10 protein-coding genes are annotated in these 11,588 nt (G+C 62.1%); 2 read left to right on the top strand and 8 right to left on the bottom strand.

The genetic code is table 11. The features are described from left to right. From EN955_RS30715 to EN955_RS30695, 5 genes are all read right to left on the bottom strand, one after another. A partial coding sequence (locus tag EN955_RS30715) for an ABC transporter permease (protein WP_164769930.1) occupies positions 1–415 on the bottom strand: 415 nt, incomplete at its 3' end. Then, positions 415–1,431, bottom strand: coding sequence for an ABC transporter permease (locus tag EN955_RS30710; RefSeq protein WP_013531726.1), 1,017 nt, complete (start codon positions 1,429–1,431; stop codon positions 415–417). The genes EN955_RS30710 and EN955_RS30715, both read right to left, overlap by 1 nt. A 39-nt stretch (positions 1,432–1,470) precedes the next feature. Beyond that, complete coding sequence (locus EN955_RS30705) at positions 1,471–3,132, bottom strand: ABC transporter substrate-binding protein (protein WP_024503325.1); 1,662 nt, start codon at positions 3,130–3,132, stop codon at positions 1,471–1,473. An 18-nt stretch (positions 3,133–3,150) separates the two neighbouring features. Further along, entirely contained in the window at positions 3,151–4,056 is a 906-nt protein-coding gene (locus tag EN955_RS30700) for a proline iminopeptidase-family hydrolase (protein WP_024503326.1), read from the bottom strand. Between the two features lie 53 nt (positions 4,057–4,109). After that, positions 4,110–5,624 (bottom strand): leucyl aminopeptidase, encoded by a 1,515-nt coding sequence (locus EN955_RS30695; protein ID WP_024503327.1) that lies wholly within the window; start codon positions 5,622–5,624, stop codon positions 4,110–4,112. 247 nt (positions 5,625–5,871) lie between these two features. Here EN955_RS30695 and EN955_RS30690 point away from each other — a divergent pair, with 247 nt between their 5' ends. Both EN955_RS30690 and EN955_RS30685 read left to right on the top strand, forming a co-directional pair. After that, positions 5,872–6,774, top strand: a complete 903-nt coding sequence (locus EN955_RS30690; protein ID WP_024503328.1) for a LysR substrate-binding domain-containing protein — start codon at positions 5,872–5,874, stop codon at positions 6,772–6,774. Between the two features lie 240 nt (positions 6,775–7,014). Continuing rightward, entirely contained in the window at positions 7,015–8,472 is a 1,458-nt protein-coding gene (locus EN955_RS30685) for an NCS1 family nucleobase:cation symporter-1 (RefSeq protein ID WP_024503329.1), read from the top strand. A gap of 38 nt (positions 8,473–8,510) precedes the next feature. Here the strand turns inward: EN955_RS30685 and EN955_RS30680 are convergent, their stop codons facing one another. From EN955_RS30680 to EN955_RS30670, 3 genes are all read right to left on the bottom strand, one after another. Then, positions 8,511–9,047, bottom strand: a complete 537-nt coding sequence (locus EN955_RS30680) for a DUF1697 domain-containing protein (protein ID WP_024503330.1) — start codon at positions 9,045–9,047, stop codon at positions 8,511–8,513. A 10-nt stretch (positions 9,048–9,057) separates the two neighbouring features. Further along, on the bottom strand, positions 9,058–10,686 hold the full coding sequence (locus EN955_RS30675) for a CTP synthase (RefSeq protein WP_024503331.1): 1,629 nt from the start codon (positions 10,684–10,686) through the stop codon (positions 9,058–9,060). A 147-nt stretch (positions 10,687–10,833) separates the two neighbouring features. Continuing rightward, positions 10,834–11,588, bottom strand: a 755-nt coding sequence (locus EN955_RS30670; protein ID WP_164769929.1) for a L,D-transpeptidase, incomplete at its 5' end; no start/stop codon positions are given.

Below are 11,588 nucleotides of genomic sequence, written 5' to 3'. Positions count from 1 at the left end.
GCCCTAGCGCCATCAGCAGCTTATCCAGCCAGCTGCCGCGCGTGGCGGCGGCGGCGATGCCGATGATGATGGAGACGACCACCCACAGGATCGCCGCTCCGAACACCAGCGAGAGCGTGACCGGGATCGAATCCATGACCGCCGGCACCACCTTCCAGCCACGATTGACGAAGGAGGTCAGATCGCCGGTGACGAAGATCTTCTCCATCATCGTCACATATTGCACGTAGAGCGGCCGGTCGAAGCCGAAGCTGTGGCGTACCGCCTCCAGCACTTCGGGCGATGCATTGCGGCCGGCGATGCGCGCCGCCGGATCGGAGCCCGGCGTTGCGAAGAAAATCAGGAAGACGATGACCGAGATGCCGAACATCACGAACAGCATCTGGCCGAACCGGCGCAGGATTGCGTAGATCATCAGTCGCGCCCCAGCCGAACCTTGGAGCGCGGGTCGAGCGCGTCGCGCAGACCGTCGCCGAAGACATTGAGCGCCATGACGGAAACCGCGATCGCCAGGCCCGGCACCAGCGCCACCAGTGGCCTGGTGTAGAGCAGCGCCTGTCCGTCCTGGATAATGGTGCCCCAGCTCGCGGCCGGCGGCTGCACGCCGATCGAAAGGAAGGAAAGGGCTGATTCCGTGAGCATGTTCAGCGCCATCATCAGCGGCACGAAGACGATCAGCGTCGTGGTGACGTTGGGCAGGATGTCGCGCCACAGGATGCGCCATCCCGGCACGCCCAGATTGATCGCGGCGAGCACGAATTCGCTTTTGCGCAGTGCCAGAACCTGCCCGCGTATCGGACGAGCCACATAGGGCACGTAGACGATACCGATGATGATGACAGGCAGCCACAGACTGCCGGACTCGATCTGGATCGGTCCTATCGTGATGCCATGCGCGATGGTGACGATGGAGAGCGAAATCGCCAGCAGATAAATGGGGAACGCCCACAGTATGTCGAGGAAGCGCGACAGCACCGTGTCGGTGACGCCGCCGAAATAGCCGGCGATCAATCCCGCCGCCGTGCCCAGGATCAGGGTGAAGATGGTGGCTGCTCCGGAGATCAGCAACGAGCTCAGCCCGCCATAGAGCATCCTGGCCATGACATCGCGCCCCTGGCTGTCGGCGCCGAGGAAGTAATTGCCCAGCCGCCAGGTCGGGCCGAGCGGTGTGTAGCCAAGCCCGAGCCCCTCAGTCGACTGTTCCATCACCGGAACGTCGACGCCGTCGATCTGGATGACGGCGTCGAGCGTCGAGGCGAAGGGGTCCACGCCGGCCCATTTCGCATAAAGAGGCGCACTGAGGCAGGCAAGGACGATGAGGAGGAACACGGCCAGCGACGCCATGGCAGCCCTGTCCCTTGCCAGCTTCGCAAACGCGACGGCCCAGGGCCCTCGCGTCTTGCGCGGCGCGGCGACAGCTACGTTCGACACGGACGTGCCCCTCCGCGGTTCGTTACTGCACCCAGGCCATTACTGTACCCAGGATTGGGTGATCATCCAGTTGAACTGCCGGTTGAACTTGAAATTGCCAAGACGTTTGCTGACGAAGTCAAGCCGCTTCGGCGTGAAGAGGCCGACCGCAGGTGCCTTGTCGGTGACTTGCCTGTCGATTTCAGCCCACATTTTATCGGCGGCTTTCTGATCGGTGACGCCGAGGTCCAATGCCTTTTGCATCTTGGCGTCGATTTCCTTGTCGCAGAAGCCGGCGATGTTGATCGAGGCGTCCGAACCTTCGCGGAAAGAGGCGCAGCTGAACAGGATGTTCAGGAAGTCCGAAGCCGCCGGATAGTCCTTGTACCACTGGGTGACGGACATCTGCACCTTGTTGTTGGTGTTCTGGATGTAGGTGAACTGGATGTTCGACGAGATCGGCTTGACGTCGGCGACATAGCCGATGCTGGTCAGCACGCTCTGCAGATAGACGCCGATGGAGCGCGAAATGGCGGTGTCCTCGACGATGATGGTCACCTTCTGGCCCTTGGTGCCGGAGTCCTCAACGAGCTGCTTTGCCTTGTCGAGGTCGGGGGCCGACCATTTGGCGCCCGGATTCTTGGTGAAGGGGCAATAGTCTTCATGGCCGGGGAAGTCCGGAGGCAGGACCTGGCAGACCGGCGAAGCCAGCACCTTGCCGCCGAACAGCTTGACCAGCGTGTTGCGATCGATCGCATAGGCAACGGCCTGACGGGCTTTTTCATTGTCGAAGGGTGCGAGACGGTTGTTCAGCGGCGCGTACCACCAAGCCGAAAGCGGCGAGATGTGCAGCTGGTCCATGGACTTGCTACCCAGTTCGCCCAGGCGATCGCTGGGCAGAGCGTCGAACATCCAGTCCGCTTCGCCGTTCTGGATCGCGGTGACGGCTGCCTCTTCGGACAGGCCGAAATCATATTGGACGACATCCGGATAGCCGTCCGGCTGGGCTTCTTCGCTCCACTGCTTGAAATTGGGGTTGCGGGAAACCGTCATGCCCTTGTTCGGGTCGAAGGCGGAGATCATGTACGCGCCGGTGCTGGGAATGGGCTTGGAACCCATGTCTTCAGCGGGCGTGTCCGCCGGCAGGACCACGGCATGCGGCAAGGCAAGCTTGTAGAGCAGCTCGGCATCCGGCTTGGTGATGTTGATGGTGATGGTGCCGGCCGCTTCGTCGCCGACAACGCCGCCTTCCAGCGTGCAGCTCTTGGTGTCGGCCAGGCATTTGTCGGCCCCGACGATGCCGGCATAGAACGTGCCGGAGGTGGGTCCGGAAACCTTGAAGATGCGCTGGAAAGAAGCGACGACGTCCTTCACGCCAAGATCCTGGCCGCTGGAGAACTTGATGCCCTTGCGCAGCTTGAAGGTGAAGGTCTTGCCGTCATTGCTGACCTGCGGCAGGGCCTCGGCCAGATCGGGGACGATGGTGAAGCCGTCCATGCCCTCGGCCTTGCGGAAGGCCACCAGGCCGTCATAGATCGGCTGGTACATCTGCCAGCCCTGGTCCGTGTAATTGATGTGCGGATCGAGCGTTCCGGCCGCGGAGCGGGCCAGCAGGCGGATGGTGCCGCCTCGGTGCTCCTTGAGATATTCGGCCTGTGCCGGGGCCAGCCATGTACCGGCCAGCAATGCCGCGGCTGTTGCCGCCAGAAGCAGTTTCTTCATGTCTTGATTCCCCTTTTTTCAGTTATCGTTGTGGTCCAGGAAGTCTCCCACCACCCGCATGCACGCATCTTGCTCTTCGACATGCGGCATGTGGCTGGAATGCTCGAATATCTCCCAGCGAGACCCCTTGATGCCGTCCTTATAGGGCTGCACGGTCGCGGGCGTGGCCTCGTCGTGACGTCCGGAGATGATCAGTGTGGGAACATCGATGGCCGGCAGGCGCTCGACGATGCTCCAGTTCCTCAGCGTTCCGATGACATGGAACTCGTTTGGCCCATTCATCAGATTATAGACGGTCGGATTGCGCACGACCTGGGCGAAACTTTCCGTGACTTCGGGCGGGAAAGGCACGACCCGGCAGACATGCCGCTCGTAGAACACCATCGTCGCAGCCTGGTAAGCCGCATCGTCCGTCGTGCCGGCCTGTTCGTGCCGGGTCAGGGTCTCCTGCACATCCGCGGGCAGATCCGCACGCAACCGGTTGGCCTCTTCGACCCACAGTTTCATGGAAGCCGGTGAGTTGGCTATGGTCAGCGATTTCAGGCCTTGCGGCCGCGTCACGGCATATTCGGCGCCCAGCATACCGCCCCAGCTCTGGCCGAGCACGTGGAAGCCTCTCCGAATGCCGAGGTGGTCGACGAGGTTTTCAAGCTCGTCGATGAACAGCCCAGGTGTCCAGAAATCGGCACCTTTCTCAGGCAGCAAGGTGGAATTGCCGCAGCCCAACTGGTCGTAGTGGATGACGGCGCGATCCCTTCGCGCAAGAAGCTTGTAGGCATCGACATAATTGTGGGCGACGCCCGGGCCGCCATGCAGGATCACCACAGGCGCCTTTTCGCCGCCGAGTTCGCCACTGACCCGATACCAGGTCTCGTAGGCGCCGAAAGCGGCCCGTCCTTCCGTGCCGATGATCTCAGATGACATCCCAATTCCCAGTGCGATTGAAGGTACTTTTATCGTCCGCGGCGGCAGGCGCCCTAACTCATGTTACGGGTGACCTGCACCCACTCTTCCAGCATCTGCACGCCAAATGCCGTGGCACCTTGCCTGCCGAGCGGCCGATCGGTGTCGGTCAGTTCCTTGCTGGCGATGTCGAGATGCACCCAGGGGCGATCTTCCGTGAAATGGCGCAGGAAGGCTGCGGCATAGGGAGCATCGCCATCTTCCATATCCTTGGCATGATGCCGCAGGTCCGCGAACGGCGATTGCAGGCCCTCGTCGTAGGCCCGATCGAGCGGCAGCCGCCAGAACCGCTCGCCGACCGTTTCTCCGGCCGCGATCATCTGTGACGCGATGGCATCGTCGGTGCTGAACAGGCCGGCGAATATCGACCCCAACCCACGCGTCACCGAATAGGTCAGCGTTGCCAGATCGACGATCACTAAAGGGTTGAAGCGCGTGGCTGCATAGTGGAGGCAGTCGGCCAGAAGCAGGCGTCCCTCCGCATCCGTGTCGAACACTTCCACTGTCTGTCCGGACGCCGTCGTGATGATGTCGCGCGGTTTGAGCGCCGTGCCGGATGGCATGTTCTCCGCAATGCCGAGAACACCGACAACGTGTACCGGGCTGCCTTGCCGGGCGAGCGCGATCAGCAGGCCGACCACAGCGGCCGCTCCGCCCATGTCGGCTTTCATGTCGAACATCTGCGCTCCGCCCTTGATGCAGAGGCCGCCCGAATCGAAGCAGACGCCCTTGCCGACGAAAGCGAGTGGTTGGGCGGGAGCACCCTTGCCCCGGTAGCGCAGGACAGCGACCCGCGGCGGGCGTGCCGAGCCCGATCCGACAGCAAGAAGCGCGTTCATGCCGAGCTCCTTCAGTTGCGCGGCATCAAGCATTTCGATGTCGATGCCGGCTTCACGCAGGGGCTCAAGATGATCGTGGAAATTGTCGGGATGGAGGTGGTTCGGCGGCAGGTTGACCAGGGTGCGTGCATATTCGACGCCGTCGGCGATGGCATTGATCCGCGCCAGCGCCGCTGTCAGATCCGGGCCGCGAGCCCCTACCAGTTTCACCCGCAAGGTTCTATCCGCTCCCGCCCCTTGCCGCCGGTTGCGCATATCGAAACGATAGCGGCGTAGCCGCATGCCAAGCGCGACACGCGCCAGGATTTCGGCGCCGGGCAGGTCAACGCCGGCGATCGGGTCCAGGACCAGGGTGGGCGCGCATTCCCCCTTGCCCTCGAGATGCGCGGCAAGCAGACCGCCGGCGCGCGCCAGTGACAGGGTGGTTACGGCTTCAGCTTTGCCCAGGGCCAGGACGACCACGCGCTTGGTCGATACGGACTGCGGGGCAATAAGATCGATGCAGGTGCCGGATTCGATCAAGGCGGCCGGGTCGGAGCAGGCGCGCGAGAGAATCCCGCCCATCTCGGCATCCAGGGTGGACGCCCGCGGGCCGAAGCCTGTTTGGGCAGTTTGCAAGATCACGACGACGGAGGCTTCCGAGGAAATCTCGTCCGCGGCCTCGAAAACCGGCGCTGGCGATTGAGGCATAGGCTGGCGCTCTCTCCGATTGCGGCAATACCAGCCGGGTCGCGAGCAACGCTTCGCTCACCCCGGTGGAGACTGGTCAAGCCGGTCTCCGCCGTTCGTGGTATAATGCCGGTCCCCAAATAGTCGCTTTCTTGAGACGACTTAATTGCTCTTGTCTTCTGGGTATCCCCTAACAGGGCAGGCGATCAAACGCGAATTCTGCCCATGTCGATTGACAAAAACTCAACTGGCAATTCATGATCGGCCAATGGCCCTTCCCTCACTCAATGGCATGCGCGCTTTCGAGGCCGCCGCTCGCCTTGGCAGCGTCAAGGACGCGGCGGAAGAACTGCATCTGACACCCTCGGCTGTCAGCCGGCACATCCGCGCGCTTGAACGAAATCTTGGCCAGGACCTGTTCGAACGCGGTTTTCGCCAGATAACGCCAACCATAAGGGGCTCCTACTATGCGCGCAGCCTCTCGGAGGCGTTCGAAGCGATCTGGCGCGCCACCGATGACGTCAGCCTCTCCGAGGGGTCGCGCCACGGCAAGATCCAACGTGTCCGGGTCTTGTGCGTGCCCACCGTTCTGAACCTTTGGCTGGCGGACCGGTTGCCGAACTTTCGCCGGTTGCATCCGTCGGTGGATCTGGAGATCTCCACTTCAGGCAAGCGCGCCAACTTCGATTTGGCCATTGTCGACGAGTTCGTCTACAAGGCCGGTCCGGCTCTGACGCTGCTGATCCCGCTGCTTTTGACGCCGGTCTGTGCGCCTTCGCTTCTGGAGGGGCCTGTGCCGCTGCGATCGCCGGCCGATCTGGTCAATCATCATCTGATCCATGAATGCGAAACCATGAGATGGAAGCGTTGGCTGGAGCAGGAAGGCGTTCTGGAAACGACGCCAAAATCCAGCACAACACTGGATGATTGCACCCTGATCATGCGCGAAGCGATCAATGGCGCCGGAATAGCGCTTGCGGACACGATGATGGCGCAAGATTTTCTGCAGCAAGGCAAGCTGGTCGCGCCGTTCCGTGCCCGCCACACCTATCCGGCCGGCATTTACCTGCATCAGCGTCGCAGCATCGGCAACAAGCCAGGCACCGGTCTGTTTCAGGATTGGCTGCTCGCCGAAGTCGCGGACCACAAGCAGGTGATGGCAATCGCTTAGATGCCCCCCAACCGAAAATGTCGGGAGCCACCGCTTCAGATTGGAATCCCCGCGTCGAACCTCGACTCATCCGTGGTCCAGCGATGACCCACCATCGCCTTGCATCGATAATCGCAGTTCTCATTGAATATCTTTAAGGCCAAAGCCGGCAAATAGGTTGCTTGTCGGTTCCCCGGCGGCAGGCTTAACCTGCACGCGGCCAACGCGTGAGGGCGCGTGCTGCAAAAGGGGAACATTGCCATGACGATACAGGGTGCTTCACCTGATCTGTACAACGAGGATTTGGCTCCGGCCAAAGTTCGAAACTGGGGACCATTCTCGATCTTCAACGTCTGGACGTCGGACGTCCACAGCCTTTGGGGCTACTATCTTGCCGCCAGTCTGTTCCTGTTCTGCGGCGGCTTCGTCAATTTCATCATCGCCATAGGCATCGGCTCGCTGATCATCTACGCGCTGATGAACATGGTCGGCTATGCCGGCGTGAAGACGGGCGTGCCCTACCCCGTGCTTGCCCGCGCCTCTTTCGGCATCTGGGGCGCCAACATACCGGCGCTGGTGCGCGCCGTCGTCGCCTGCTTCTGGTACGGCGCGCAGACTGCCGCCGCCTCGGGCGCGATCGTGGCGCTGCTGATCCGCACGCAATGGTTCGCCGATTTCAACGCCAGCACGCACTTCCTCGGTCATACCGGCCTGGAGGTGATCTGCTTCGTGGTCATCTGGGGGCTGCAATTGCTGATCATCCAGAACGGCATGGAAACGGTCCGCCGCTTCCAGGACTGGGCCGGCCCCGCGGTGTGGGTGATGATGCTGATCCTGGCGATCTATCTCTGTGTCAAATCCGGGAGATTTGCCTTCACCAGCGACATCCCGATGGACGTGCTGCTGGACAAGACGAAGGATGCGGGCGTGCCCGGCACGCCTGGCTCCTGGACCTCGCTGTTTGCGGTGGCCGCGATCTGGGTCACCTATTTCTCGGCGCTCTATCTCAATTTCTGCGATTTCGCCCGTTACGCGCCTGACAAGGCATCGCTGCGCAAGGGCAACATCTGGGGCCTGCCGATCAACCTGATCCTGTTTTCTCTGGTGGCCGGCGTCACCACCATTGCCGCCTTTGACGTCTATGGCGAGGTGCTGCTGCATCCCGACCAGATATCGGCGAAATTCGACAGCTGGTTCCTGGCAGCCCTTGCTGCCCTGACCTTTGCAGTTGCGACGCTTGGCATCAACGTCGTGGCGAACTTCGTCTCGCCGGCCTTCGACTTCTCCAATGTCTTTCCCAGGCAGATCGACTTCAAGAAGGGCGGCTATATCGCGGCCGTGATCGCCCTGCTGCTCTATCCCTTCGCGCCATGGGAAGGCAGTGCGGCTTCCTTCGTCAACATCATCGGCGCGACGATGGGGCCGATCTTCGGGGTGATGATGGTCGACTACTACCTGATCCGGAAGGGTGAGGTCGACGTCGAGGCGCTTTATCGCGAAGATGGCGAATTCCGCTTCCAGGGCGGCTGGCACGTCAACGCCTTCATCGCCGCCGGCATCGGCGCCATCTTCTCGTCGATCCTGCCCAACTTCACCAACTGGCTGCCGTCCTGGTGGGGTGTCTATGGCTGGTTCTTCGGCGTGGCGATCGCCGGCATCATCTACTACGTGCTGCGCACCGCCGCTTTGGGCGCCGGCGCCAGGACCGCGAAGGCCTGACAAGGTGAATTTTGGGGCGGCGAGAGCCGCCCCAAAACCTACCCGAGCATCTCGGCCAATCTGCGCACCGTGTTCCAGTTGCGCGACGTGCCCGTGCCCATGCGCTTGTGATTCATCGCCGCAAGCAGCCGCGAGCTTGGCCTCTCGCGCGAAAAGACGACCCAGATGTCGCCGCCGACCGAAGTCACTTTTTCATCCTCGCCGGCATAGGCCTGGAGCCCCGTCACGGCCTCCACGGGCGCAGGCTTGCGCATCACCCGTACGGCCACCTGATCGCCTGCTTTGGCCGAATCGGCCGGGAACGGATTGCCGGCGGCAAGCTTCAGCCAGTCCTCGGCACCACGCACGATGATGTCGACATGGCGGCCGAAGGTTTTTTCGAAGGCTGCCTCCAGCCGCTGTTCAAGGTCGGCAATATCAGTTGCCGGCGCCTCGAAGACCAGATTTCCGGTCGCCACCAGGGTTCGCGGGTTCTTCAGCCCGAGATCTTCCGCCATGGCCTTGAGGTCGGCCATGACGACCCGGCGGCCCTCGCCCAGAATGATGCTGTAAAGCAGCGCGACATAGGTCTGCATGGCCGACCGGCTACACCAGCCGGCTCTGCTCCACCGCCGCCTCGATGAAACTGGCGAACAGCGGATGCGGTTCGAGCGGCCGGCTTTTCAGTTCCGGATGATACTGCACGCCGATGAACCAGGGATGGTCGGGATACTCGACTGTTTCCGGCAGCACGCCGTCGGGCGACATGCCGGCGAACACCAGGCCGCAATCCTCAAGCCGCTCCTTGTAGTCGACATTGACCTCGTAGCGGTGGCGATGGCGCTCGGAAATCTGCGTGTCGCCATAGATTTCGGCGATCTTGGAACCCTTGGCGAGCTCGGCCTGATAGGCGCCGAGCCGCATCGTGCCGCCGAGGTCGCCGGTTTCGCGGCGCTTCTCCAGCATGTTGCCTTTCAGCCATTCGGTCATCAGGCCGACGACCGGTTCCTCGGTCGGACCAAACTCGGTCGAAGACGCATGCTCGACGCCGGCCAGCGACCGCGCCGCCTCGATGCAGGCCATCTGCATGCCGAAGCAGATGCCGAAATACGGCACTTTTCGCTCACGCGCGAACTTCGCCGCCAGGATCTTGCCTTCCGAGCCGCGCTCCCCGAAGCCGCCGGGAACCAGGATGCCATGCACCTTTTCCAGCCACGGCGTCGGATCCTCCTTTTCGAAGATCTCCGATTCGATCCAGTCGAGCTTGACCTTGACGTGATTGGCCAGGCCGCCATGCGACAGCGCCTCGATCAGCGATTTGTAGGCGTCCTTGAGGCCGGTATATTTGCCGACAACGGCGATGGTCACCTCGCCTTCCGGATTGTGGATGCGGTTGGACACCGCCTGCCACGGCTCCATGCGCGGCTTCGGCGCCGGATCGATGCCGAAGGCGGCCAGGACTTCCGAATCGAGCCCTTCCTTGTGATAGGCCATCGGCACGTCGTAGATATGCGGCACGTCGAGCGCCTGGATCACGGCACTTTCGCGCACATTGCAGAACAGCGACAGTTTTCTGCGCTCTTCCTTGGGGATAGCGCGGTCGGCGCGGACCAGCAGGATGTCCGGCGCGATGCCGATGCCGCGCAGTTCCTTGACCGAATGCTGAGTCGGCTTGGTCTTCAGCTCACCGGCCGTCGGGATATAGGGCATCAGCGTCAGATGCACGTAGACGGCATTGTTGCGCGGCAAGTCGTTGCCGAGCTGGCGTATAGCCTCCAGGAACGGCATCGCCTCGATGTCGCCGACCGTGCCGCCGATCTCGCACAGCACGAAATCATAGTCGTCATTGCCGTTGAGGACGAAATTCTTGATCTCGTCGGTGACGTGGGGGATGACCTGCACGGTGGCGCCGAGATAGTCGCCGCGCCGCTCGCGCTCGATGATGTTCTTGTAGATGCGGCCGGTGGTGATGTTGTCCTGCTGGTTGGCGGAGCGGCCTGTGAAGCGCTCGTAATGGCCAAGATCAAGATCGGTTTCCGCACCATCGTCGGTGACGAAAACCTCGCCATGCTGGTACGGCGACATCGTCCCCGGATCGACATTGAGATAGGGATCGAGTTTTTTGATGCGTGCGCGATAGCCTCGCGCCTGCAGGAGAGCCCCAAGGGCCGCTGCGGCAATGCCTTTTCCAAGTGAGGAAACCACGCCGCCTGTGATGAATACATATCGCGCCATGGGAGTCATCGCTTAACGCGGCCGGATTGATTCCGCCAGAGAAAAAACCACCGCGAAGGTTTTTTCCCAAGAAGGCGCTCGGATCGTGAATAGGGCAAAACAAAAGGGCCGGCTGAGCCGGCCCCTTTCGGCAGGATGACGAAAACGTCAGATGATGACGACCTTGGTGCCAACCCTGACGCGGCTGTAGAGGTCCATGACGTGCTCGTTGATCATGCGGAAGCAGCCATTAGAGGCGCTGGTTCCGATCGACTGCGGCGCGATGGTGCCGTGGATGCGCAGATGCGTGTCCTTCTTGCCGTCATAGAGATAGATGGCGCGGGCGCCGAGCGGATTCTGGCCACCGCCAGGCATGCCGTCCTTATACTGGCCGTAATGCTTCGGCTCGCGCTTCTGCATGTCCAGCGTCGGGATCCAGCGCGGCCATTCCTGCTTGTCACCGACCGCGACCGTGCCCTTGAACTGCAGGCCCTCGCGACCGACCGCAATGGCGTAGCGCCGCGCGGTGGAAGATGATTCGACGAGGTAAAGGCGCCGCGCGCTGGTGTCGATGACGATGGTGCCGGCATCGTAACCAGTGAATTCCACGTCCTGCGGCACGAATTCCGGCTTCACCTTGAACTGCTTCTTGGCCTCCCTCTTGGCGAGAGCCTGATCGAGAGCCCGCGTCTCGGGAAGATAGCTTATCGAGGAGCCGGACGACGTCCCGCCGAAAAGGCCGGCGAACAGGCCGCCGCCGCTCGGCTTCTTCTGGCCGATGACTTCGCTGCGCAGTTCGCCATTGTTGCCGGTCAGGGCGACGTTCATGGCCTCCGCCGGAAGCGGCTCGGCCGACTGGATCGGCGCTATCGGTTCGATAGGCTCGATGATCTTGGCAGCCTGCTTCTTGGCCGGCTTGGCAT

Source organism: Mesorhizobium sp. M7A.F.Ca.CA.001.04.2.1 (assembly GCF_003998485.1).
Taxonomy (GTDB): domain Bacteria; phylum Pseudomonadota; class Alphaproteobacteria; order Rhizobiales; family Rhizobiaceae; genus Mesorhizobium; species Mesorhizobium ciceri.
The sequence above is the reverse complement of the archived record's forward strand: the minus strand, read 5'-3'. Positions and strand labels throughout refer to the sequence as shown.

Excerpts from the sequence above, each read along its gene's own strand:
- EN955_RS30705 (WP_024503325.1), bottom strand. The coding sequence starts at position 3,132 with ATGAAGAAACTGCTTCTGGCGGCAACAGCCGCGGCATTGCTGGCCGGT.
- EN955_RS30700 (WP_024503326.1), bottom strand. The coding sequence starts at position 4,056 with ATGTCATCTGAGATCATCGGCACGGAAGGACGGGCCGCTTTCGGCGCC.
- EN955_RS30695 (WP_024503327.1), bottom strand. The coding sequence starts at position 5,624 with ATGCCTCAATCGCCAGCGCCGGTTTTCGAGGCCGCGGACGAGATTTCC.
- EN955_RS30690 (WP_024503328.1), top strand. The coding sequence starts at position 5,872 with ATGGCCCTTCCCTCACTCAATGGCATGCGCGCTTTCGAGGCCGCCGCT.
- EN955_RS30685 (WP_024503329.1), top strand. The coding sequence starts at position 7,015 with ATGACGATACAGGGTGCTTCACCTGATCTGTACAACGAGGATTTGGCT.
- EN955_RS30680 (WP_024503330.1), bottom strand. The coding sequence starts at position 9,047 with ATGCAGACCTATGTCGCGCTGCTTTACAGCATCATTCTGGGCGAGGGC.
- EN955_RS30675 (WP_024503331.1), bottom strand. The coding sequence starts at position 10,686 with ATGGCGCGATATGTATTCATCACAGGCGGCGTGGTTTCCTCACTTGGA.